This is a genomic window from Planosporangium mesophilum (genome assembly GCF_016863255.1).
GTDB classification, from domain to species: Bacteria; Actinomycetota; Actinomycetes; order Mycobacteriales; family Micromonosporaceae; genus Planosporangium; species Planosporangium mesophilum.
Genome location: NZ_BOON01000014.1, coordinates 50,069 through 74,092, shown reverse-complemented (window position 1 = coordinate 74,092; position 24,024 = coordinate 50,069). Strand labels below are relative to the sequence as shown.

The 24,024-nt window shown below is 71.2% G+C and carries 20 protein-coding genes; 13 read left to right on the top strand and 7 right to left on the bottom strand.

Annotation, left to right across the window (positions count from 1 at the left end):
* The first annotated feature begins 10 nt into the window (after window positions 1-10).
* Window positions 11-2,752, top strand: coding sequence for a pyruvate dehydrogenase (acetyl-transferring), homodimeric type (gene aceE / locus Pme01_RS07475; RefSeq protein WP_168117301.1), 2,742 nt, complete (start codon window positions 11-13; stop codon window positions 2,750-2,752).
* 59 nt (window positions 2,753-2,811) lie between these two features.
* On the opposite strand, the gene Pme01_RS07470 is transcribed toward aceE, so the two are convergent.
* Window positions 2,812-4,392, bottom strand: a complete 1,581-nt coding sequence (locus Pme01_RS07470) for a CocE/NonD family hydrolase (protein ID WP_168117300.1) — start codon at window positions 4,390-4,392, stop codon at window positions 2,812-2,814.
* A 128-nt stretch (window positions 4,393-4,520) separates the two neighbouring features.
* On the opposite strand from Pme01_RS07470, the gene Pme01_RS07465 reads away from it, so the two are divergent.
* Window positions 4,521-5,876: a GH1 family beta-glucosidase gene (locus tag Pme01_RS07465; protein ID WP_168117299.1), complete on the top strand. Its 1,356-nt coding sequence runs from the start codon at window positions 4,521-4,523 to the stop codon at window positions 5,874-5,876.
* Window positions 5,877-5,882: 6 nt separating this feature from the next.
* On the opposite strand, the gene Pme01_RS07460 is transcribed toward Pme01_RS07465, so the two are convergent.
* Window positions 5,883-7,139 carry a L,D-transpeptidase family protein gene (locus tag Pme01_RS07460; RefSeq protein ID WP_168117298.1) on the bottom strand — a complete coding sequence of 419 codons (1,257 nt, stop codon included), beginning with the start codon at window positions 7,137-7,139 and terminating at the stop codon, window positions 5,883-5,885.
* A 124-nt stretch (window positions 7,140-7,263) separates the two neighbouring features.
* Here Pme01_RS07460 and gltX point away from each other — a divergent pair, with 124 nt between their 5' ends.
* The gene (gltX, locus tag Pme01_RS07455; protein ID WP_168117297.1) at window positions 7,264-8,691 is read left to right on the top strand and encodes a glutamate--tRNA ligase; all 1,428 of its coding nucleotides are present in this window, start codon (window positions 7,264-7,266) and stop codon (window positions 8,689-8,691) included.
* 86 nt (window positions 8,692-8,777) lie between these two features.
* On the opposite strand, the gene Pme01_RS07450 is transcribed toward gltX, so the two are convergent.
* Window positions 8,778-9,314, bottom strand: a complete 537-nt coding sequence (locus tag Pme01_RS07450) for a hypothetical protein (RefSeq protein ID WP_168117296.1) — start codon at window positions 9,312-9,314, stop codon at window positions 8,778-8,780.
* A gap of 149 nt (window positions 9,315-9,463) precedes the next feature.
* Between Pme01_RS07450 and Pme01_RS07445 the strand changes: the two genes are divergently transcribed.
* Complete coding sequence (locus tag Pme01_RS07445) at window positions 9,464-10,225, top strand: recombinase family protein (RefSeq protein ID WP_168117295.1); 762 nt, start codon at window positions 9,464-9,466, stop codon at window positions 10,223-10,225.
* 120 nt (window positions 10,226-10,345) lie between these two features.
* Here Pme01_RS07445 and Pme01_RS07440 read toward each other — a convergent pair whose 3' ends face one another.
* Window positions 10,346-11,761, bottom strand: a complete 1,416-nt coding sequence (locus Pme01_RS07440) for a glycoside hydrolase family 16 protein (RefSeq protein WP_168117294.1) — start codon at window positions 11,759-11,761, stop codon at window positions 10,346-10,348.
* 164 nt (window positions 11,762-11,925) lie between these two features.
* Between Pme01_RS07440 and Pme01_RS07435 the strand changes: the two genes are divergently transcribed.
* From Pme01_RS07435 to Pme01_RS07410, 6 genes are all read left to right on the top strand, one after another.
* The gene (locus tag Pme01_RS07435) at window positions 11,926-13,176 is read left to right on the top strand and encodes a PucR family transcriptional regulator (RefSeq protein WP_168117293.1); all 1,251 of its coding nucleotides are present in this window, start codon (window positions 11,926-11,928) and stop codon (window positions 13,174-13,176) included.
* Window positions 13,177-13,307: 131 nt separating this feature from the next.
* Window positions 13,308-14,465 (top strand): acyltransferase domain-containing protein, encoded by a 1,158-nt coding sequence (locus tag Pme01_RS07430; protein ID WP_168117292.1) that lies wholly within the window; start codon window positions 13,308-13,310, stop codon window positions 14,463-14,465.
* A 47-nt stretch (window positions 14,466-14,512) separates the two neighbouring features.
* On the top strand, window positions 14,513-15,469 hold the full coding sequence (locus Pme01_RS07425; protein WP_275408504.1) for a beta-ketoacyl-ACP synthase III: 957 nt from the start codon (window positions 14,513-14,515) through the stop codon (window positions 15,467-15,469).
* 40 nt (window positions 15,470-15,509) lie between these two features.
* Entirely contained in the window at window positions 15,510-15,752 is a 243-nt protein-coding gene (locus Pme01_RS07420) for an acyl carrier protein (protein WP_167925897.1), read from the top strand.
* Entirely contained in the window at window positions 15,749-16,966 is a 1,218-nt protein-coding gene (fabF, locus tag Pme01_RS07415; RefSeq protein ID WP_168117290.1) for a beta-ketoacyl-ACP synthase II, read from the top strand. Before Pme01_RS07420 ends, fabF begins: the two co-directional genes overlap by 4 nt.
* A 14-nt stretch (window positions 16,967-16,980) precedes the next feature.
* Window positions 16,981-18,393, top strand: a complete 1,413-nt coding sequence (locus tag Pme01_RS07410) for an acyl-CoA carboxylase subunit beta (RefSeq protein WP_168117289.1) — start codon at window positions 16,981-16,983, stop codon at window positions 18,391-18,393.
* A gap of 73 nt (window positions 18,394-18,466) precedes the next feature.
* On the opposite strand, the gene Pme01_RS07405 is transcribed toward Pme01_RS07410, so the two are convergent.
* Window positions 18,467-20,128, bottom strand: a complete 1,662-nt coding sequence (locus tag Pme01_RS07405; protein ID WP_168117324.1) for a glycoside hydrolase family 3 protein — start codon at window positions 20,126-20,128, stop codon at window positions 18,467-18,469.
* A 66-nt stretch (window positions 20,129-20,194) separates the two neighbouring features.
* On the bottom strand, window positions 20,195-20,686 hold the full coding sequence (locus Pme01_RS07400) for a DUF3145 domain-containing protein (RefSeq protein WP_168117288.1): 492 nt from the start codon (window positions 20,684-20,686) through the stop codon (window positions 20,195-20,197).
* A 293-nt stretch (window positions 20,687-20,979) separates the two neighbouring features.
* Here Pme01_RS07400 and Pme01_RS07395 point away from each other — a divergent pair, with 293 nt between their 5' ends.
* The gene (locus Pme01_RS07395; RefSeq protein ID WP_168117287.1) at window positions 20,980-21,312 is read left to right on the top strand and encodes a hypothetical protein; all 333 of its coding nucleotides are present in this window, start codon (window positions 20,980-20,982) and stop codon (window positions 21,310-21,312) included.
* A gap of 93 nt (window positions 21,313-21,405) precedes the next feature.
* Here the strand turns inward: Pme01_RS07395 and Pme01_RS07390 are convergent, their stop codons facing one another.
* Window positions 21,406-22,065, bottom strand: a complete 660-nt coding sequence (locus Pme01_RS07390) for a carbonic anhydrase (protein WP_308441035.1) — start codon at window positions 22,063-22,065, stop codon at window positions 21,406-21,408.
* Window positions 22,066-22,191: 126 nt separating this feature from the next.
* On the opposite strand from Pme01_RS07390, the gene Pme01_RS07385 reads away from it, so the two are divergent.
* Together Pme01_RS07385 and Pme01_RS07380 are read left to right on the top strand one after the other, a co-directional pair.
* A complete protein-coding gene (locus Pme01_RS07385; RefSeq protein WP_168117286.1) occupies window positions 22,192-23,163 on the top strand; it encodes an alpha/beta fold hydrolase in 972 nt (323 codons plus the stop codon).
* A 145-nt stretch (window positions 23,164-23,308) separates the two neighbouring features.
* The gene (locus tag Pme01_RS07380; protein ID WP_239088070.1) at window positions 23,309-23,944 is read left to right on the top strand and encodes a DedA family protein; all 636 of its coding nucleotides are present in this window, start codon (window positions 23,309-23,311) and stop codon (window positions 23,942-23,944) included.
* Window positions 23,945-24,024 lie beyond the last annotated feature (80 nt).

Genomic DNA, 24,024 nt, shown 5'->3' with positions numbered 1-24,024 from the left:
AGGAACGCCTGTGTCCACCGAACGCAAGCGCCCGGTTATCAGCGACGGCCTACCCAGCCAGTTGCCTGACATCGACCCGGACGAGACCAATGAATGGGTCGAGTCCCTGGACGGCGTCGTCGACGAGCGGGGAGCCAAGCGCGCGCGGTACGTCATGCTGCGACTGCTCGAGCGCGCCCGGGAGCGTCAGGTCGGGGTCCCTCCCCTGACCACGACCGATTACATAAACACGATCCCGCCGGAGCGCGAACCGTGGTTCCCCGGCGACGAGTTCGTGGAGCGGCGCATCCGGGCCTACATCCGGTGGAACGCCGCGATGCTGGTGCACCGCGCGCAGCGCCCGGAGATCGGTGTCGGCGGTCACATCTCGACGTTCGCGTCCGCCGCGAGCCTCTACGAGGTCGGATTCAACCACTTCTTCCGTGGCAAGGAGCACCCCGGCGGCGGCGACCAGATCTACTTCCAGGGCCACGCCTCCCCCGGCATCTACGCGAGGGCCTTCATGGAGGGGCGCCTGACCGACCACCAGCTCGACGGGTTCCGCCAGGAGCTGTCGCACGCGGGCGGCGGCCTGCCGTCGTACCCGCACCCGCGGCTGATGCCCGACTTCTGGGAGTTCCCGACGGTCTCCATGGGCCTGGGCCCCCTGAACGCGATCTACCAGGCCCGGTTCAACCGGTACCTGCACCACCGCGGCATCAAGGACACCAGCCAGCAGCACGTCTGGGCGTTCCTCGGCGACGGCGAGATGGACGAGGTCGACTCGCTCGGCGCGATCGGCGTGGCCGCCCGCGAGGAGCTCGACAACCTCACCTTCGTGATCAACTGCAACCTGCAGCGGCTGGACGGCCCGGTCCGGGGCAACGGCAAGGTCATGCAGGAGCTGGAGGCGTTCTTCCGGGGCGCCGGCTGGAACGTCATCAAGGTCGTCTGGGGCCGCGAGTGGGACCCGCTGCTCGCCGCGGACGCCGACGGCGCACTGGTCAACCTGATGAACGTCACCCCGGACGGTGACTACCAGACGTACAAGGCCGAGTCCGGCGCGTACGTCCGCGAGCACTTCTTCGGCCGCGACCCGCGGACCAGGAAGATGGTCGAGAACCTGTCCGACGACGAGATCTGGAACCTCAAGCGCGGCGGCCACGACTACCGCAAGCTGTACGCGGCGTACAAGTCCGCCATGGAGCACACCGGGCAGCCGACGGTCATCCTGGCCAAGACGATCAAGGGCTGGACGCTCGGTTCGCACTTCGAGGGCCGCAACGCCACCCACCAGATGAAGAAGCTGACCCTCGACGACATCAAGCTCTTCCGCGACCGGCTCTACCTGGAGATCCCGGACAAGCAGCTCGAGGAGAACCCGTACCTGCCGCCGTACTACAAGCCGGCGGAGGACTCCGACGAGATGGAGTACATGCGGGAGCGTCGCCGCCAGCTCGGCGGTGGGGTCCCGTCGCGGCGTACCACCACGATCCCGCTCGCGCTGCCGGGCAAGGACGCGTACGACTCGATCAAGAAGGGCTCGGGCAAGCAGAAGGTCGCCACCACGATGGCCTTCGTCAGGCTCCTGAAGGACCTGATGAAGGACAAGAACATCGGCAAGCGCTGGGTGCCGATCATCCCGGACGAGGCGCGGACCTTCGGCATGGACGCGATGTTCCCGACCGCGAAGATCTACTCGCCGTTCGGGCAGAACTACACGCCGGTCGACCGGGAGCTGTTCCTGTCCTACCGCGAGTCCGAGACCGGGCAGATCCTGCACGAGGGCATCAACGAGGCCGGCTCGGTGGCGTCGTTCACGGCCGCGGGTACGTCGTACGCGACGCACAACGAGACGATGATCCCGGTCTACGTCTTCTACTCGATGTTCGGCTTCCAGCGCACCGGCGACGGGCTGTGGGCGGCGGCCGACCAGATGGCCAGGGGCTTCCTGCTCGGCGCGACCGCCGGCCGGACCACGCTCAACGGCGAGGGCCTTCAGCACGAGGACGGGCACTCGCTGCTGCTCGCGGCGACCAACCCGGCCGTGGTGACCTACGACCCGGCGTTCGGGTTCGAGGTCGCGCACATCGTCGAGGACGCGCTGCGGCGGATGTACGGCGAGGACCCGGAGAACATCTTCTACTACCTCACCGTCTACAACGAGCCGATCTCCCAGCCGGCTGAGCCGGAGAACGTCGATGTCGAGGGCATGCTGCGCGGCCTGTACCGCTACAGCACCGCCGGAGCGACGGAAGGCCCGCGGGCGCAGATCCTGGCCTCCGGGGTCGCGATGCAGTGGGCGCTGAAGGCGCAGCAGCTGCTGGCGGAGGACTGGGGCGTGGCCGCCGACGTGTGGTCGGCGACCTCCTGGACCGAGCTGCGGCGCGACGCCGTGGCCGCCGAGGAGCACAACCTGCTGCACCCCGGCGATGACGAGCGGGTGCCGTACGTGGCCCAGCGGCTGTCCGAGTCCAGCGGCGGCCCGGTCGTCGCGGTCAGCGACTTCATGCGGGCCGTACCGGACCTGATCTCCCGCTGGGTGCCGGGCGACTACACCTCGCTGGGCACCGACGGGTTCGGCATGTCCGACACCCGGCACGCGCTGCGCCGTCACTTCCACGTCGACGCCGAGTCGATCGTGGTGGCGACGCTTCGCCAGCTCGCCCGCCGCGGCGAGGTCCGGGCGTCGGCTCCGGCCGAGGCGGCCAAGAAGTACGCGATCGACGACGTGAACGCCGCCCCGGTCGGCGAGACCGGCGGCGATTCCTGACCGATCTTGGGCACTTGGCGGGCCTACCCGCCCGCCAAGTGCCCAAGATCGCGGAACCGTCAACGAAGCGGGACGTCGAACCACGACGGGCCGGCCACCTTGATCGCCATGCCGGCCGGGTTGCCGTCGAAGTACAGCGGATCCTTCGTGTCCAGTACCAGGGCGAGCCGGTGGCCGGCCGGCACGTTGTACGCGGTGGCCTGCATCTGCAGGTCGAGGGTGGACGGGGCGCTCAGCCACGTGATCGGTTCGTGTGTGACGAGCCGGCCGACGCCCAGGGCGTCGACGTCGTACAGGTAGGCCACCAGCGTTCCCGTGGGCACCAGTGACGTGATCGTGAGGTGCAGCCGCGGGCGGCCCCGGATCGCGCCGCCGGCGGCGAACGGGTCGGACAGCCACACCCCGCCGTAGCGCCGGCTGACCGTGCCCAGAGCGACGGTCTGCTGCACCCCGGTCAGTGCGGTGAGGCCGTTGCTGAGCATCACCACCCCGGCGTCCGCGGTGGTGTCGTAGCCGGTCCAGATCTGCTGCGACCAGTCGCCCGGCGCGGCCGGCGCCAGCGGGCCGGTCGGGATCAGCCCGCTCGGCCCGCCCAGGTACCAGCGCCGGGCGGGAGCGCTCGCCCGCGCCCAGTCCGGGTACTGCTCGACGGCCGTACTGTTCAGGCGGCGCAGTACGACCGGCGGCTCGGTGTCGATGCCGTTGGGCCGGCCCGCCAGGTACCGGTCGAACCACCTGGCGGTGCTGTCCCACACGTGGTTGGGCAGTCCGAGCAGGCCCGTCGCCTCGGCCACGGCGTGGTCGCCGGGCGCCAGTTCCAGCCGCTTGGGCCCGCTCAGCCGGCCGAAGAAGTCGACGAGCTGGTTGGGCGGGAAGAGGCTGTCACCGTACGAGTTGGCCATCAGGATCGCCGGGCGGTTGCGGTTGATCGCGTCGACGTACGTGGCCGCCGACCGTACCTTGCCCCAGGCGATGAGCCGGTCGATCTTCTCGTTGGCGAAGTACGAGTCCATGATCTGGGTCAGCTCGGGGCTCGGCCGGCCGGTCAGCTGGGCGGCGGCCTTGAGCAGGTACACGGCCTGCGGGCGGCGGGTCTCGTTGCCGTACAGCGAGGCGACCAGGTCGGTCCAGCCGCTCAGCGAGACGACCGACTTGATCCGGGGCTCGAACGCGGCGGCGATCAGGCTGATGCCGGCCCCGTACGAGACGCCGGCCGAGCCGATGCGGGCCGGGTCGGCCGTCGTGTTGGCGATCAGCCAGTCGATCGCGGACCGCACGTCGGCGATGTCCTTGGGCCCGGCGGTCTCGATCTGCCCACCGGAGCCGTAGAAACCGCGGGCGGTGTACGAGAGGACGACGTACCCGCGGCGAGCGAACGCGGACGCCTGCGCCAGGTACTCGCCGTCGTTGAGACCCCAGCTGCTGATGAACACGATCGCCGGGTGGCGGCCCGGCGTCGCGGGCTCGACGACGTTGGCCTTGAGCACCACCCCGTCGGCCGCTGTGATGTCGACGTAGCGGAAGCCGGTGATCGGAGCGGGCGTGACGGCGCCGGCCGGCGCCGCGCCGGCGACCAGCGTGGCCGGGGCGGTGACGGTGCCGGCGAGGAGGACAGCGAGGGCGACGGAGCGCAGCGCCATGGAGGCCTCCGGGGAGCGATTAAGTTACCGGACGGTAACGCGGTTACCGCAGAGTAACTTGATCGTGAGCCAGCCCACAATAGCGAGAGCCGTGAATTGCTAAAACCGGTTGCGTGAGGAGAGGGCACATGGACCAGTTCCCCGCCGACTTCCGCTGGGGCGTGTCGACCTCGTCGTACCAGATCGAGGGTGCGGTGACCGAGGACGGTCGCGGTGCGTCCATCTGGGACACGTTCAGCCACCAGCCCGACCGCATCGGCGACGCCACCACCGGCGACGTGGCCTGCGACCACTACCACCGGTACGCCGAGGATGTGGCGCTGATGGCCGACCTCGGCGTCCGGGCGTACCGGTTCTCGATCGCCTGGCCGCGGGTGCAGCCCACCGGGTCCGGCCCGGCCAACCCCGCCGGCCTCGCCTTCTACGACCGGCTCGTCGACTCGCTGCTGGAACGGGGCATCGAGCCGGCCGCCACGCTGTTCCACTGGGACCTGCCGCAGGCGCTCCAGGACGCCGGCGGCTGGACCAACCGCGACACCGCCGCCCGGTTCGGCGAGTACGCCGACCTGGCCGCGCGGGCGCTGGGCGACCGGGTCAGGCTGTGGCTGACGCTCAACGAACCGATCATCCACTTCACCCTCGGGCACCTGCTCGGCCTGCACGCACCGGGCGTACAACTGCTCGACAACCCGTTCCCCGTGGTCCACCACCAGTTGCTCGGCCACGGGCTCGCGGCCGCGGCGATCCGCCAGCACGGTACCGGCGCGGTGTCGATCGCCAACAACTACAGCCCGGCCTGGCCGGTCGGCGCGGACGGCACCCGGGCAGGAGCCGACGACTCCGACCGGGCCGCGGCCGCCGTCTACGACGCATTCCACAACCGGCTGTTCACCGACCCGCTGCTGCACGGGCGGTACCCGGACGGGGTCGAGCGGCTGCCCGGCGCCGACCTCGACTCGATCGTTCTGGACGGCGACCTGGAGGTCATCTCCGCCCCGCTGGACGCCCTCGGCGTCAACTACTACAACCCGACCGGCGTCCGCGCGCCCGGCCACGACGGCCCGCTGCCGTTCGAGCTGACCCAGCTGTCCGGGTACCCGACGACCGCCTTCGGGTGGCCGGTGGTGCCGGAGGGGCTGACCGAGATCCTGGTGACCCTCAAGCAACGGTACGGCGACCGGCTGCCGCCGATCTGGATCACCGAGAACGGGTGCTGCTACGACGACGGGCCGGGCCCGGACGGGTCCATCGTGGACACCGACCGGATCACGTACCTGGACGGCCACGTACGCGCACTCCGCGCCGCCATGGACGCGGGCGTCCGGGTCGACGGGTACTGCCTGTGGTCGCTGATGGACAACTGGGAGTGGGCGGAGGGCTTCACCAAGCGGTTCGGGCTGGTCCACGTCGACTTCGACACGCAGGGGCGCACGCCGAAGGCCTCCTACGCCTGGTACCGCGACCTCATCGCGCGGTCGAGCTGACCCGCACTACAGCGCACTGCCCTTGGTCCAGTCGGCCCAGCTCAGGGTCCAGGCGCCGATGCCGTTGGTCGGGGCGAGCTTGATCGGGCTGTTCTTCACGTCGACCACGTCCCCCGGCACGAAGTTGTCATAGATCCACTGCGCGTTGGCCGGGCCGATGTTGATGCAGCCGTGTGACGTGTTCGTACGCCCGTGGGCCGGGACGTTCCAGTCGGCGAGGTGCAGGTACTCGCCGGAGGCGGAGATCTTCACGGTGAGCTTGATCTGCTCGTCGTAGAAGTTCGGGTCCTTGGGGTCCTTGACCCCGTAGCTCGCCGAGCTCATGCGGGTCACCGGCGCCTTCTCGAGCACCACGTGCGGCCCGCCGTTGGTCCAGTAGTTGATGGTCTCGCCGTTGGCGGTCTTGTTGTAGCCGCCCTTGCCCAGGCTGACCGGCATCTGGCGGACCATCTGGCCGTTGACGAACACCTTCATCTGCTTGCTGTCGTTGTCGGCGATCGCGATCCGCGAGTCGCCGATCTTGAAGGAGTCGTTCACGTCGGCCTGGCCGTAGAGGCCCTGGCCGAGATCCTTGCCGTAGAGGTTGGCCTTCACGGTGACCTCGGTGCCCGGCTTCCAGTACTCCTTGGGGCGCCACTCGACCCGCTGCGAGCCGAACCAGTGCCACGCGCCCTCGGTCTGCGGGCTGGTGTTGACCTCCAGCAACCGCTGTGCCGCGGCCTTGTCGGGGACCTTCTCGTCGAACCAGACCTGGATCGTCTGGCCGACCCCGTAGGTGGAGCGCTCCTTGAGCAGGTGCATGTCGCTGGCCCGCAGGTACGGCATCGTCTGGTTCTTGGGCTTGACCGTGTTGAACGTGCTGGTCTGCTCGATCGGCTGCCCGCCGCCGCCGGTGCCCTTCACGGCGACCGTGTACTGCTTGCCGTACCCGAAATGCTCCGTGCTGCGCCAGGACTTGCGGGCGGCGTCGAACTCACCGGCCACCGGCTTGCCGTCGGGGTTGGTGACCGTGACGGTCTCCAGCGTCCCGCTCTCCGCCGTCACCGTGACGGGGTCGAGCACGGAGACCTGGCTCGTGTTGGCCACTGGTACGATCTTGAACTCACCCGCGGCCTTCCCGGCGCCGCCCCCCTCGGCGGAGGAGCCGGCCGTACCGGCCCGTCGCCAGGTCGCACCGCCCTGCGAACACCCTGCGGCGGCCAGCGCCAGCACGACGGCGACCGCCCCCAACCGGATGGACGCCCGACGAGGCGACTTGTGCATGAGCTTCCTCCCCGAAACCACACGCTCGTCCGCCCCGCAAATCTACTGATGCGGGTCCACGACCGCGACCCGCTACAGTAACCCGCTTGGCGGCATCGGTGGGTACCGCCATAAGGTAGGAACCGTGACCGTACGCGTACGCTTTGCGCCATCTCCCACCGGTATGTTCCACGTCGGCGGTGCCCGCTCGGCACTCCAGAACTGGATCTATGCCAAGCAGCACGACGGGGTGTTCGTACTGCGTATCGAGGATACGGACGCCGCCCGTAACCGGCCGGAGTGGACCGACGGCATCCTCAACGCGCTCGACTGGATCGGCATCGAACGCGGCACGTACGAGGGGCCGTATTTCCAGTCGTCGTACGCCCGGGCGCATCGGGAAGCAGCCGAACGGCTACGCGAATCCGGCCGGGCGTACTACTGCGAATGCACCCGCGACGAGGTTCAGGCCCGCACCGGCAACCAGTACACCGGTTACGACGGATACTGCCGCGATCGGGGCCTTCCGCCGGGGCCGGGTCGGGCGCTGCGGTTCCGTACCCCGGACGAGGGCCAGACCGTCGTCATGGACCTGGTCCGTGGCTCGGTCGTCACGGAGAACGCCAACATCGAGGACTTCGTCATCGCCCGCGCGGACGGATCGCCGGTGTTCCTGCTCGCCAACGTCGTCGACGACGCGACGATGGGGATCACCCACGTCATGCGCGCCGAGGAGCACCTGCCCAACACGCCCAAGCAGCAGTTGCTGTGGGAGGCCCTGGGCCACCGGCCGCCGATCTGGGCGCACGTGCCGATCGTGGTCAACGAGAAGCGCCAGAAGCTGTCGAAGCGCCGCGACAAGGTGGCCCTCGAGTCCTACCGTGACGAGGGTTACCTCGCCGACGCGATGCGCAACTACCTGATGCTGCTGGGCTGGGCGCCGTCGGGTAACCGGGAGATCGTCCCGTGGTCGGTCATCGAGGAGGAGTTCCGCCTGGAGGACGTCAACCCGTCCCCGGCCTTCTTCGACGAGAAGAAGCTGCGCGCCTTCAACGGCGAGTACATCCGGGCGATGAGTGTGGAGGAGTTCACCGAGGCCTGCCAGCCGTGGCTGACCGGCACCCCGGCGGCCCCCGGCGGCGCACCGGTGCCCGCTCCCCCGTGGGACCCGGGCGACTTCGACCCGAAGGTGTTCGCCGCCGTCGCCCCGCTGGCGCAGACCCGGGTGGCGGTCCTGTCCGAGATCGTGCCCAACGTCGACTTCCTGTTCCTGCCCGAGCCCGCGATCGACGAGGCGGCCTGGGCGAAGGCGATGAAGGAGGGCTCCGCCGACCTGCTCGGCGCCGCGGTGGCCGCGTTCGAGAACGCGCCGTGGGACGCCGAGTCGCTCAAGACCGCGCTGGAGGCGGTGGGCGCCGAGCGGGGGCTCAAGCTGGGCAAGGCACAGGCGCCGGTACGCGTCGCCGTGACCGGCCGGTCGGTGGGGCTGCCGCTGTTCGAGTCACTGGAGGTCCTGGGCCGCGAGCGGACGCTGGCCCGGCTGCGGGCGGCACTGTCCAAGCTGGCCGCCTGAGGATTGTTCCTCAAGATCCGCGCAAGGTGGCACCCTTGCCGCCATCCCCCACGGGGAGGCCGCACAGGGTCCCGCCTTGCGAGATCTCAGTTCTTCTCGGGCTTCTTCGACACCGAATTCTTCGGCTCGGGCTTCTTGAAGTCCGACTTCTTCGGCTCGGGCTTCTTGAACTCCGACTTCGCGGGCTTGGGCGCCGGCTTCGGCTCGGCCTTGTGCGACTGCTTGGACCTTTCCGACGCGTTGTCGGACGAGTGCCACTCGCAGTCGTCCTTGCCCGAGTGGCAGTCGGGCTTGCCGGACTTCTCCGACTCCGATGGCTCCGGCTCCGGTGACTTCGACTCCCCGGCCTCCGGGCTGGTGCTAGGCGACGTCGACGGCAGGCTCGTTGGGCCGCTCGGTTCGACGGACGGCTTCGGCTCGGGGCTCTCCGACGGCTCCGGGCTCGCGGACTCCCCGGGCTCCGGTACGCCGGCGGCGCCGGCAATCTGGTAGGCCACCTGCTGGATCGGCTGCGGCAGCGCGCCGACCTCTGCGGCGACGGCGGTCGCGCCCACCGACGCACCGGCGATGCCGAGTGCGATCTTCGCGGCCAGCGACTTCGCGAGCAGTGACGAGAACAGCATGCAACCTCCCGGGTGCGGTGTCGTGCCGCCAGTGCAACCCGCGCCCGTTGCCGGCACGGTGCCGGCCGGGCGCGGACCGGTTGCGACCGCACCTATTCAGGCAGGCCGATCGAGGTGCGGGACCGCTGCGGGCTTCGTAAGGTACGCGCATGAGGGCCGCGGTGTACCTGCGGATCAGTGACGACCCCGAAGGCCGCGAACTCGGCGCCGGATTCCAGCGCGCGGCCTGCCTGACGCTGGCCGGGCGGCTCGGCGTCGACGTGGTCGAGGTCTACCAGGACGACACGCAGTGGTACGGGCGGGGCCGACCGGCGTACCACCGGATGATCGCCGACGCGGGCGCCCGGCGCTTCGGCACCGTCATCGCCTACAACTCCGCCCGGCTCGCGGAGCACCGGGGCGAGTACGAGGACCTGATCGAGGTGGCGCGCCGGCACGGCGTCAGGTTCGCGTACGTGGCGTCGACCGCCTCCGAGGCCACCGTCGTACCCGCCGTGTCTGCGCTGGTCCCGATCGTCGCGGCGGTCAACACGCTGCGCCGGCTCGCCCCCGACCTCAGAGGGCTGCTCGCCGACGCGGCTCCGGCCGCCGAACCCCTGGCCGAGGGCGTGGCCGGCTTCGTCCGCAACGCCACACCGGGCCTGCGCGACCTGGTCCGGCAGTCCGCCCCGTACGTGGGCCGGCTGAGCCGGTCGCTGCCGCCGCTGGGCCACGCGGTGGGCACACTGCTGAGCAGTGTCGCGCCGACGGCGCCGCGCGCCACGACCGTCGTCGCCGACGTGATCGATCTCGCGGCCGGTCAGGCCCTCTTCTGCGCGGCCATGGTCCGCCGGCTGTCCCGGTCGTACGTCACGGCGCGGGCCTCCGTCACCGGCGCCGGAGTGGCGTTGAACCGGTACCGACGGGGCTGACGACGGAATCGAACCGGGACGCGCCGATCTGCCGGACGTGCGCTTCGCTCTCGACGAGGGGCCCTGGCGTCCGATCCTGGTGCGGGAGGCGGGGCTGCACCCGCCTCCCGCACCCCGGGATCAGTGACCGAACGTGAACCAGTTGACGTTGACGAAGTCAGCCGGCTGGCCGCTGGTGAACGTCAGGTACACCGTGTGGGTACCGGTGACCGCGGAGGTGTTGGCCGGCACGGTGCGCCAACTCTGCCAGCCGCCGGTGTTCGCGACCGAGAAGCTGCCGATCGGGGCGTTCGACCGGCTGTCCAGGCGTACCTCGACCAGGCCGCTGACGCCGCCGGCCGCGCCGGACGCGACCCGCGCGCTGAACTGGTGTGCCGCGTTCGAGCCGAAGTTGACGTTGTTGAACTGCAGCCAGTCACCGTTGGCGATGAACGCGACGTCCTGGCCGCCGCCGCTGTCGGAGCAGGCCTCGGTCTGCGTGCCGCCCTGGGCGTTGAAACTCTCCGCCTGGATGGTCGAGTACGCGTCGGAGCCACCACCCGACGGCGGGGGCGGCGGGGGCGGGGTCGTGCCGCCGCCACCGCCGCCACTGGTGTACACGGCGACGTAGTCGACGAGCATCGGTACGCCCGACTGGGTGGCGGCCGTGGGCCCGCCGCCGAACGCGCCCGGGAACCCGCCGCCCATGGCCACGTTCAGGATGATGAAGAATCCGTGGTGCGTCGCGTTGTTCCAGGTGGTGGCGTCGACGCGGTTCGAGTCGACGGTGAAGAAGTTGTTGCCGTCGAGGTACCAGCGGATCTGCTCGGGCGACACACTGCGGTCGTACTCCATGGCGTACGTGTGGAAGCCGGTCTGACAGCCACCGCAGGCCCGCTCACCGCTGCCGATGCCGGTGGTCTCGTTGCACGGACCGCCCGAGGCGGTTCCACAGTGGAGAGTAGAGAACTCGGAGCTGCGCCCGTTGATGTCCTCCATGATGTCGATCTCGCCGATGCTCGGCCAGTTGGTGGCGCCCACCGGCCGTGCGGCGGCACCGAGCATCCAGAAGGCGGGCCAGTAGCCGGCCGCCGCCGCGCCACTGACGTTGGGCTGCTGCAGCGACGCCTCGACCCGCAGCTTGCCGCCGGCCGGCGCGGCGAAGTCGGTGCGCTGGGTCTCGATCCGACCCGACGTCCAGTTGCCGGCGCCGTCGCGGATCGGCTTGATGGCGAGATGACCGGCGCCGTCCTGGTACACGTTGGCGGTGCTGTCGGTCATGTTCTCGATCTCGCCGGTGCCCCAGTTACCCGCGCCGCCGGGGTAACCGTGGCCGAGGTCGTAGAGCCAGTTGGACCGGTTGACCCCGGTGTTGGCCGCACCGCTGAAGTCGTCGCTGAACGCGAGGCTCCAGCCGGGCGGGGCGGGTGGCGCCGCGGCGGCGCTGACCCTGGTGGTCAGCCAGCTCGCCACGACGACCAGGAGGGCCGCCGCGACGGTGAGGAGCCGGAAGGCGCGCCCGCGTGATCGGGGGAGCGCGTGCGTGGGTGGGCTCATGGGGACGCCTTTCGACAGGGCCGTTTTCGGCGGTCAAGCGCGCGAGAGAGCGCTCTCACGCTCGTTTTAGCAGCAGCGCCCAAATATGTCAACGGTCATCAATATATGCCGGTGGGGATGCACCGCCTCCCCGCCTCGTGCCGGCTCATGACAAGCTCAGGGCCATGACCAGGCAGGCAGGTACCCCGGCCGGGACCGACGGCACGAGCGGCGCCACGGGTGACGCCACGCCCCTGGCGGCCAGCATCCGCGCCATCGAGCGGGCCGCCGGCTCCCTCGCCACCGCGAGCGTCGCACGGATGGACGAGGTCCTGCCGTGGTTCCGGGAGCTCCCCGCCGACCAGCGCGCCTGGGTGATGCTGGTCGCGCAGGCCGGCGTCCGGTCGCTGGTGGAGTGGCTGCGCCGACGCGAGAGTGACGGCGGCGGCCCCCAGGAGGTCTCCGACGAGGTGTTCGACGCCGCGCCCCGGGCCCTCGCGCGCTCGATCAACCTTCAGCAGACGGTCCAGCTCATCAGGATCACCATCGAGGTCGCCGAGCAGCAGGTGCCCCACCTCGCCGCCGAGGGCGAGGAGCTGGCCATCCAGGAGGCGATCCTGCGCTTCAGCCGGGAGATCGCCTTCGCCGCCGCCCGGGTGTACGCCCGGGCCGCCGAGACCCGCGGCTCGTGGGACGCCCGGCTGCAGGCCCTGCTGGTCGACGCGCTGCTGCGCGGTGACTCCTCCGACGTACTGGCGAGCCGGGCCGCGGCCCTCGGGTGGGGCGACGCCCCGCCGGTCGCCGTCGCGGTCGGCCGCTCACCCGGCGGCGAAGTGGCGATGGTGCTGCACACCGTGTACCGGGTGGCGCGCCGCATCGGCGTGGAGATCCTCGGCGGGGTGCACGGCGACCGGCTCGTGGTCGTACTCGGCGGCGCGGCCGACCCCCTCGACGCCACCCACAAGCTGCTGGTCGGGTTCGGCGACGGCCCGGTGGTCGTCGGCCCGGCCGTGCCGAGCCTGGACGAGGCGACCGAGTCGGCCCGGGCCGCGCTCGCCGGGTTCCGCGCGGCTCCGGCCTGGCCCGCGGCGCCCCGGCCGGTGGCCGCCGCCGACCTCCTCCCGGAACGGGCCCTGGCCGGCGACGCGGAGGCGCGCCGGATCCTGCGCCAGGACGTGTACGGGGCGCTGCTGCGCGCCGGCGGCGAACTACTGGACACTCTGGACGCGTTCTTCGCCGCCGGCGGGGTACTGGAGAGCGCGGCACGCACCCTGTACGTACATCCGAATACCGTTCGGTACCGCCTGCGGCGCATCGGCGAGGTGACCGGTTTCACGCCGCTCACGACGCGCGACGCGTTCGCGCTCCGCATCGCACTGACGGTTGGCCGGCTTGATCCGTCGGCAACACCCCCGACCTCGGTTAACTCCACATGACACGGCAAAACAGCGGGTGTTGCCGAGGGGAACCGGACGACATCCTTTGGAGGAACCCTCCAAAAGAAGTCGTCGAGTTTCGTGCCTAGCGGTACCCGCGTGGTGGGCGCATATCCGGAACAGTCATAGAGGTGCTCGCCGTACTCGCCCCCGGACAGGGGTCACAGAAACCCGGCTTCCTCGCCCCCTGGCTCGACCTCCCCGGCGCCGAGGCGCGCCTGCGATGGTGGTCGGCCCTCGCCGGGCTCGACCTCGTACACCTGGGCACCGACGCCGACGCCGACGAGATCAAGGACACCGCTCGTACCCAGCCGCTGCTGGTCGCCGCCGCGCTGCTGGCCGCCGAGCACCTGCCGATGTACGACGTGGGCGTGGTCGCCGGGCACAGCATCGGCGAGGTCGGCGCCGCCGCCCTCGCCGCGGTGCTCACGCCCGAGGCCGCCATCACGTTCGCCGCGGTACGCGGCCGGGAGATGGCGGCGGCGTGTGCACTCGAGCCGACCGGCATGAGCGCCGTGCTCGGTGGCGACGCCGACGAGGTCATCGCCGCGATCGAGGCCGCCGGGCTCTACCCGGCCAACCGCAACGGCGCCGGCCAGATCGTCGCCGCCGGCGCGCTGTCCAGTCTGGAGAAGCTCGCCGCTGAGCCGCCCGCCCGGGTGCGCGTGATCCCGCTGTCGGTCGCCGGCGCCTTCCACACCCCGTACATGGCCCCCGCCGAGCAGGCCCTCGCCGCGATGTCCGGCGGCATCACCACCGGCACGCCCGGCCGCCTGCTGCTGTCCAACCGCGACGGTTCCGCCGTCGACCACGGACCGACGATGCTCCAGCGGCTGGTCCGCCAGGTCACCGCGCCGGTCCGCTGGGACCTCTGCATGCGGACGCTGGCCGAGATCGGCGTCACGGCGATCATCGAGCTGCCGCCGGCCGGTACCCTCGCGGGCCTCGCCAAGCGGGAGCTGAAGGGCATCGAGATCGTCACCGTGAACACGCCCGACGACCTCGCCGCGGCGCGGGACGCGATCGCCCGCCACGGCACCGCGCCGAGCTTCGAGCCGACGCCGCAGTTCCGGGTCGTGGTGGCGACCGCCGCCGGCACCTTCACCCCCGCCGAACAGCTGGTCGAGGGCATCGAGGTGCGCACGGGCCAGGTCATCGGCCATGTGGTCACGCGCCAGGGACCGGTGGAGGTGGCCGCGCACGCGGGCATCCTCGCCGAGTGGCTGGTCCACCCCGACGACCCGGTGGCGCCCGGCCATCCCGTCGCCCGTATCGAGCGCCTGCTATGACCGACCCGGGCACGCCGAGCGAGCGAGTTGATCAGAAAGGTACCGCAGTGACCCAAACCGTTGCCGGCTCCCGGATCCTGTCCATGGGCCACTACCAGCCCGCCCGCGTACTCACCAACGACGACCTGGCGCAGATGGTCGACACCAACGACCAGTGGATCAGGGACCGGGTCGGCATCGCCACCCGCCGCATCGCCGACAACGAGACCGTCGCCGACATGGCCGCCGCCGCGGCGGAGAAGGCGCTCGCGGGCTCCGGCCTCAACGCCGACGACATCGACCTGGTCGTCGTCGCCACCTGCAGCTCGGTCGACCGCTCCCCCAACGTGGCCTGCCGGGTGGCGGCGAAGCTGGGCATCGGCGCGCCGGCCGCGTACGACATCAACACCGCCTGCTCCGGTTTCTCGTACGCCCTGGCCACCGCCGACCACGCCATCCGCGCCGGTTCGGCCCGCAACGTCATCGTGATCGGCGCCGAGAAGCTGTCCGACTTCACCGACTGGACCGACCGCTCGACCTGCATCCTGTTCGGCGACGCGGCCGGCGCGGCCGTGGTCACCGCCGTGGCCGAGGGCGAGGAGCCCGGCATCGGCCCGGTGCTGTGGGGCTCGGTACCCGAGCGCAGCGACGCGGTGCGTATCGAGGGCTGGCGGCCCTACATCCAGCAGGAGGGCCAGCAGGTCTTCCGCTGGGCCACAACCGCGCTCGCCCCGCTGGCGCTGGACGCCGTCAAGCGGTCCGGGTACGAGCCGGGCGACATCAAGGCGCTCGTGTGCCACCAGGCCAACCTGCGCATCATCGAAGGCATCGCCAAGCGGCTGAACCTGCCCGACGCCGTCGTCGCCAAGGACATCGTCGAGTCGGGCAACACCTCCGCGGCCAGCATGCCGCTGGCGCTGTCGAAGTTGGTCGAGCGAGGCGAGGTGCCCTCGGGCGCCCCGGTCCTCCTCTTCGGCTTCGGCGGCGGTCTCACCTACGCCGGACAGGTCGTCCGCTGCCCCTAAGCCCCCGCAAGAGTTCCACATCAGGAAGGAAAACAACCCAATGACCCGTGACGAGATCGTTGCCGGACTTGCCGAGATCCTCGAAGAGGTCGCCGGGGTCAACCCCGACGACGTCACCGAGGAGAAGTCGTTCACCGAGGACCTCGACGTCGACTCGCTGTCGATGGTGGAGGTCGTGGTGGCGGCCGAGGAGAAGTTCGGCGTGAAGATCCCGGACGACGAGGTGCAGAACCTCAAGACGGTGGGCGACGCCGTGTCGTACATCTCCAAGGCACAGGCGTGACTGTTGACGTCGTAGTCACCGGACTCGGCGCGACGACCCCGCTCGGCGGGGACGTCGCGTCGACCTGGGACGCCATGCTCGCCGGCCGCTCCGGGATCAGCGCCCTGACCGAGGAGTGGGCGGCGCAACTTCCGGTGCGCATCGCCGGTCACCTCGCCGTCGAGCCGACCATCGACCGGGTGCAGGCCCGGCGGATGGACCGTTCGGAGCAGGTCGCCGTGGTCGCCGCCCGCCAGGCGTGGGCCGACGCGGGCCTCGCCGACGCGGGGCTGGACCCGGAGCGCCTCGGCGTGATCGTCGGTTCGGGCATCGGTGGCGCGACCACGCTGCTCAACCAGGACGACGTCCTCGAAGCGAGCGGCCCCCGCCGGGTGTCGCCGCACACCATCCCCATGCTCATGCCCAACGGGCCGGCGGCGTGGATCGGCCTGGAACTGAAGGCCAAGGCAGGGGTACACGCCCCGACGAGCGCCTGCGCGACCGGCGCCGAGTCGATCGCCTGGGCGCTCGACATGATCCGGTCCGGCCGGGCCGACGTGGTCGTCGCCGGCGGTACCGAGTCCGTCATCCACCCGCTGCCGATCGCCGCCTTCGCCTCGATGCGCGCCATGTCGACCCGTAACGACGAGCCCGAGAAGGCCTCCCGCCCGTTCGACAAGGGCCGCGACGGCTTCGTCCTCGGCGAGGGCGCCGGGGTGATCGTGCTCGAGCGTGCCGACTCGGCCCGGGCCCGCGGGGCCAAGGTGTACGCGCGGCTCGCGGGTGCCGGCATGACCTCCGACGGCTTCGACATCGTCCAGCCGGACCCGGAGGGCAACGGCGCGACCCGCGCCATCAGCCTGGCCCTCAAGGACTCCGGTATCGCCAGGTCCGACGTGGTACACGTCAACGCGCACGCCACCTCCACGCCGGTCGGCGACATGGCGGAGATCGTGTCGCTGCACAAGGCGCTGGGTGACCACCCGGTGGTGACGTCGACCAAGTCGATGACCGGGCACCTGCTCGGCGCCGCGGGCGCGATCGAGTCGATCGCCACGATCCTCGCCGTCCACCACGGCGTGGTACCGCCCACCATCAACCTGGACGACCCGGACGAGCGGGTCGACCTGGACGTGGCCGCCCACAAGGCGCGCCACATGGAGATCCCCGCTGCTCTGAACAACTCGTTCGGCTTTGGTGGCCACAACGCGGCGTTGGTCTTCGCCCGCGCCTGATCCTCGGAGGACGCATGACGTTGACATCGAGTTCCCCTGATACCCAGGCGATCGATCTCCGCGACCCGGAGCTACGTCTCCGGGCGCTGTTCGACCAGGGAACGCTGCGACTGCTCGCACCGCGCGACGACTCCGGCGTACTGGCTGCGCGCGGTGAGGTCGACGGCACCCCGGTGGTCGCGTACGCCACGGACGCGACCCGGATGGGCGGCGCCATGGGTACCGAGGGCTGCCGCCACATCGTCGACTCCATCGACACGGCGGTGCGCGAGCGGATGCCGGTGATCGGGCTGTGGCACTGCGGCGGCGCGCGACTGCAGGAGGGCGTGGTCGCCCTCGACGCGGTCGGCCAGGTCTTCGCCGCCATGGTGCGCGCCTCCGGACGGGTGCCGCAGATCTCGGTCGTCCTGGGCCCCGCCGCGGGTGGCGCCGCGTACGGGCCCGCGCTCACCGACATCGTGGTGATGTCCGACACCGGCCGGATCTTCGTCACCGGGCCGGAGGTGGTCCGCAGCGTCACCGGCGAACAGGTCGACATGGCGCGCCTGGGCGGCCCGGAGCCGCACGGGCGGCGCTCCGGCGTGGTGCACGTGACCACGAAGGACGACGAGTCCGCGCTGGCCACGGCCCGCGAACTGGCCTCGCTGCTGGGCCGCCAGGGCCGGGTGGAGCCGGCGGACGTGTCCGGCGAGGTCGACCTGGCCAGCCTGCTGCCCGAGCAGACCAACCGCGCCTACGACGTCAAGCCGCTGGTCAGCGCGGTGCTGGACAAGCCCGGCGTGGAGTTGCACGCCAAGTGGGCGCCCAACATCGTGACCACGCTGGGCCGCTTCGCCGGCCGTACCGTCGGGGTCATCGCCAACAACCCGCTGCGCCTCGGCGGCTGCCTGGACTCGACCAGCGCCGAGAAGGCGGCCCGCTTCGTGCGGATGTGCGACTCGCTGGGCGTACCGCTGATCGTGCTGGTCGACGTGCCCGGCTACCTGCCGGGCGTGGGCCAGGAGTGGGACGGCGTGGTACGTCGGGGCGCCAAGCTGCTGCACGCCTTCGCGGAGGCCGTCGTACCGCGCGTCACGCTGGTGACCCGCAAGGCGTACGGCGGCGCGTACATCGCCATGAACTCCCGCTCGCTGGGGGCCACCGCGGTGTTCGCCTGGCCCAACGCCGAGGTCGCCGTGATGGGCGCCTCGGCCGCCGTGAACATCCTGTACCGCAAGAAGCTCGCCGCGGCACCGGCCGAGGGCCGGGAGGCGCTGCGCGCCGAACTGATCGAGGAGCAGACCCGGGTCGCCGGCGGGGTCAACCGGGCGCTGGAGATCGGCGTCGTCGACGACGTGGTGAAGCCGACCGAGACCCGGCGGCGCATCGCGGAGGCGCTCGCGGCGGCACCCGCCGCGCGTGGCGCGCACGGCAACATCCCGCTGTAACGGGGGGTACCGCGCGGATCTTGGACACCTGTGCGAGCTATCGGTCGCACAGGTGTCCAAGATCGTTCAAGGGCTAGCGCACGCAGCCCGACCGCGGCAGGCCGGGGACGTCCAGCGGGGACCGGCCGGGCGCCGGTGCCGCGCCGGCGATGACCGCCGCGAGTGAGGTCATGGCCGCCTGGCTCGAGGAGTAGGTGGCCAGCAGGACCGGCGACTTCGAGCCTGCGAGGATGAGCGGCTCATCCATCGCGACCGTCACCGCGGCGCCGGAGCTCAGGTCGGTCTTCTCGTCGCCGTAGCCGACCAGCCGCACCTCGGGCCCGCTCTGGCCCACCGCGTACCCCTGCGCCCGCAGCGCCTCGCTCAGCCACCGGGTCTGCTGGTCACGCCCGCTGGACGCGGTCACCCGGACCGGCCCCCGCGGTACCAGGGGGCCCTGGCAACCGCCGCGCAGGAGGGTCACGGCCGCGGCCGTCACCTTGGCGGCAGCCGCCTGGCGCGGGGCGCCGGCGACGCTCGCCAGGTCGGGCTGCCGGTACCCGGCCAGGCGCAGTCGCAGCGTCAGTACCCTCGTCGCGGCCTCGACCAGGCGCTGCTTCGGCAACTGGCCGCTCCGCAACCCGTCGAGCAGGCCGCGCTGGGCGGCGGTCAGGTCCGGCGGCATGAGCAGCAGGTCGTTGCCGGCGACGAGGGCCCGTACGGCCGCCTCGCCCGGCGGGTACTTCTGCGCCGGCGCCATGTTCAGCGCGTCGCTGACCACCACGCCCCTGAAGCCGAGCTGACCGCGGAGCAGGTCGATCAGGACCTTTGAGGAGAACGACGCCGGTACGCCGGGGTCGATCGCGCGCACGTCCAGGTGCCCGGACATGACCAGGTCGACGCCGGCGCCGATGCCGGCCGAGAACGGCGGCAGGTCGCCGGCGGCCAGTTGGTCGCGGCTCTGGCCCAGGACCGGGAGCTGGGTGTGGCTGTCGCCGTTGGTGTGGCCGTGCCCGGGGAAGTGCTTGAGCGTGGCGGCGAGCCCCGCGTCCCGCAGGCCCTGCACCGCGGCGCGCACCTGGCCGGACACCGCGGCCGGGTCGGAGCCGTACGAGCGCGAGCCGATGACCCCACCGCCCTGCTCCACCACGTCGGCGATGGGCGCGAAGTCGACGTTGATCCCGACGGCACGCAGATCGGACCCGGCGGCGGCCCAGGCGGCCCTGGTCAGGGCCGGGTCACCGGCGGCCCCGAACGCCATCGCACTCGGCAGTTGGGTCACCCCGTCGCGCAGCCGGTTGACCACGCCGTACTCCTGGTCCGTGGCGACCAGTAGCGGCGCCCGGGACGGCAGCGTCGCCGCGACGCGCTGCAGCCCGTCGGTGAGGGTGCGCACCTGGGCCGGGGACGTGATGTTGCTGGTCTTGTTCGTGCTGGCGGTCGGGTCACCCGCCGCCCGGTTCATCAGGATGAGGCCGCCCAGCCGGTACTTCTCGACCATCTGCGCCGCGGTGTCCACCCCGGCGTACCCGCGGTTGGCGGTGGCCGCCTGCGAACTGGCCTTCGTCGCGTCCTCGCCGTAGGCGAAGGGCATCAGCACCTGCCCCACCAGGTCCTCGTCGCTGAACCCGGCGACGAGGGCGGATGCGCGGGCGGCCGGGTCGGTCGCCGATCCCGTCGCGCTCGGGCCGCGCCAGGTGGCCGGCCCGGCGCTCGCCCCGCTCGGCCCCGGGCCGCACCCGGCGAGCAGCGTCATGGCGGTGAGGGCAGCGATTCCGGCAAGCGCACGCACGCGCCCCACTCAACCAGAAGAGTGCCCGGTTCAGCCGACCCGGGTGAGAAGCGTCATCGGACTGCCTTCCCCGGCCTGCCGGTACGGCTCCAACTCGATGTCCCACGGATTGCCGAGCGCCTTGTCCAGCGCGTGGGTGAGCGCCTCGTACCCGACCGCGGAGGCCATGAGCGCCCGTAGCCGGTCCTCGGAGAGCTGGATGTCGCCGTTGGCGCTGGTGGTCGCGCGGAACAGGCCCCGGTCCGGTACGTGCATGTAACGCTCGCCGTCCACCCCCGGGCTCGGCTCCTCGGTGACCTCGAAACGGATCATGGGCCACTGTCGCAGCGCCGCGGCGAGCTCCCCACCGGTACCGGGCTGGCCGGTCCACCCGCACTCGGCCCGCCGAGCGCCGGGCTCGACGCGCTGAGCGGTCCATTCCAGGCGCACCGGCGCCGAAAGGACGCGAGCGATCGCCCACTCGACGTGTGGACACACGGCGAGCGGGGTCGAGTGGACGTATACAACGCCACGTGTTGGCACGATCAACCTCCCGGAGCCGAGGTGCGTCTTCCCCTACGACCTCGATCCCGAAAGGACCGTGTTCATGATGACGGTTGTAGCCAGGAGCGCGCCAGTGAACGTTAAGGCAGGCTCGTGACGAAATATCTAACGCCTGGCACCTGTTCAGGTAACTAGTGACCGGTCCGTAACGCAAGGCGAGACGGTCGGTAGGCACTGTCGAGGATGAGATCACCAGGTGTGGTCGTGTAAAGTTTCCTCGGCGCCCTGTGCCGCTTCTCTATTACCCGCTTGATTGTGCAAGGAGTCCCGCCGTGGCGAGCAACACCTCGAAGACCGCGCGCGCCTCTGTCCGCGCCGGCCAGGCCGGCGCGGCTGGTGGCGCCCTGAGCGTGCTGGGTGAGTTCAAGTACGTCATCCCGCTGAACAACGGTCGGAACGCCTACGTGCGTAACCTGACCAACGGCAAGACCCTCCACCTGCGCACCGACTCCGAGGCCTTCATCGAGGAGATCCGGGTGCTGGCCACGGCCGGGCACGCCGCCAAGATCCGCGCCGAGCTGGGCGCCCTGAACGAGGCCAACCCCGACCACGGTTGGGACGCCACCGAGAAGCGCCTGGTCGAGGCCGGCGTCTTCGGCGAGTGACCTCGTCATAACCAACGTTTGAGCGCCCCACGGATGTCCGTGGGGCGCTCTTCGTGTCTGAGAGTCCTACCGGCCGATCGTGTCTGAGGTGCCCTACCGGCCGAGGACCCTGACCTGCCCGGTCTCCACCTGGTAGCGGGCGCCGACGACCTCCAGCGCGCCGGCCGCGACGCGCTCGGCGACCAGCCGCAGTTCCGACACCTTCGCCACGGTACGGGCGACGTGCCGGTCGATCGCCTCCTCCACGCGCTCCGCCGGATCCGCGTCGCCGCTCCGGTCGACCGCCGGCGCGATCTCGTCCACCAGCCGGTCGGTCAGGCCACCCGGCCGCACGCCGCTGTCCAGAGCCCGGACGGTGGCGGTGACCGCGCCGCAGTACTGGTGGCCGAGGACCACGACGAGCGGCACGCCGAAGGCGGAGACGCAGAACTCGACCGAGCCGAGCCCCGCGTCGTCGAGCACGTGCCCACCGGTACGGACCACCACGATGTCGCCGAAGTCCTGGTCGAAGACGGCCTCCGGCGGCACCCGCGAGTCCAGGCAGCCGATCACCAGGGCCCACGGCCGGTGCTCGGCGGTACGCGCCCGGGGCGCGTTGACGTCGTGCCCGTACCGCGGCCGCCCGGCGGCGAACCGCTGGTTGCCGGCGAGCAGCCGGGCCAGCGGCGTGCTCGCCTCGAGCGAGGACCGCTCGCCGGCGTCCCGGCCGGCCCCGGTGGTCAACGGTTCGTCGAACGGCGGGAGCCCCATCATCTCTCAAGGATCACCCGCGAGGTCGGCTACGAACAGCCGAACCGGCAGAAGTGCGACAGTGATCACGTCCGAGGGACTCGGATATTTACCTTGTTACCTATGAGTACGTCACGGGTATCAGAAGGCATGCCCTCGGTATCCACCGTCAGCCTCCCCGACGGGGTACGCCTGCACGTCGAGGAACACGGCGACCCCTCGAGTCCGCTGACCGTCGTTCTGCTCCACGGCTGGACGCTCGACGCCCGGCTGTGGCGGCGCCAGGTCGCCGACCTGCCGGCCCTGATGGGTGCCCCGCTCCGCATCCTCGCCTTCGACCTGCGCGGACACGGTCACTCGACGGCCTGTCCGCGTACCACCACGACCCTGGCCCAGCTCGCCGACGATCTCCATGCGGTCCTGCGCGAACGGGTACCGGAGGGCAAGGTCGTCCTCGCCGGCCACTCGATGGGCGGCATGACGATCATGGAGTACGCGCACCGCCACGCGACCGAGTTCACCGAGCGGGTGGCCGGGGTGGCGCTCATGTGCACGACGGCCGAGGGCACCACGCACACCACGTACGGGCTGGCTCCCGGGGTCGCGCGGATCGTGCGCACGCTCGAACTCACCGGGGCGGCGCTGCTGGCCCGGTCCGGCCCGTGGCGGCTGCACCGCCCGATGATGCCCGTCCTCTCCCCCGGCATCCGGTTCTTCGGCTTCGGCCGTACCGCCGATCCGGCGGCGGTACGCCTGACGCTCGGCATGATCAGCAAGGCCCGGCTCGCCACGATCGGCGGCTTCCGGCCCTGGTTCGAGGAGCAGCACCGGGTCGACGCGCTGGTGCACATGGCGAAGCTGCCGTCGGCCGTCCTGGTCGGCGGCCAGGACCGGCTGACCCCCAGCAACTGCGCGGACACGATCGTCGGCGCACTGCCCGGGGCCGAGCACGTGATCTGCCCGGACGCCGGACACATGCTGCCGCTGGAGTGCCCCGACGAGGTCACCGGCGCGATCGCGCGGGTCTGCCAGCGGGCCAGCGGGGTGCCGACGATCCCGCCCCGTACCGGGCAGCGACTGCGGCGCCGGACCCGGGGCGAGGCGACGGCCGAAGCCGCCTGAGAGGGTTCCGCTTCTCGGGGTAAGGCCCCCACGTTTGCCCCCGCCTGCAGCGGTGGCGCCTCCTCCGTGGCCGTACCCGCGTAAACTCCCCATGGCAGCCGGTGCCGGCCATGGGAGGAACACCGTGCATTTCATCGAGGCATGGATGGGTAGCCTCCCGCCGTTCGCGATCTACGCGCTGGTGTGCCTGGTCATCGGCCTCGAGAGCATGGGCATCCCGCTGCCCGGCGAGATCACCCTGGTGGGCGCGTCGCTGTTGGCCTCCACCGGGCTGACCAGCCCGTGGCTCGTGGGGCTGGCCGCCTCGATCGGCGCCGTCGTCGGGGACTCGGTGGGGTACGCGGTGGGCCGGCGCGGCGGGCGCGCCGTCCTGGAGCGGTTCGGCCGTCGGTTCCCCAAGCACTTCGGTCCGGCGCACCTGGCCCACGCCGAGCGCCTTTTCCAGCGGTACGGCGTGTGGGCGGTGTTCTTCGGCCGGTTCGTGGCGCTGCTGCGCATCCTCGCGGGTCCGCTGGCGGGCGCGCTCCGGGTGCCGTACCCGAAGTTCCTGCTGGCCAACGCCGCCGGCGGCATCGTGTGGGCGTACGGCACCGCCTTCGCGATCTTCTACCTCGGCCGGGCCGCCGAGCACTGGCTCAAGCAGTTCTCCTGGGTGGCTCTGGTCGTCGCCGTGGTCGCCGGCCTGGCCACGACGATCTTCCTCAAGCACAGGGCCGCCCGACACCTGCACGAGGAGGCGAAGACCGCGCCGGCCGAAGAGAAGACGACGGCCGTCGGCTGACGGTAGGACGCCCGCGGTCGTCGTCACCGACCGCAGGCACGCGCGACACTGTCCCGACGACCGATCCTTCGCGTCGACAC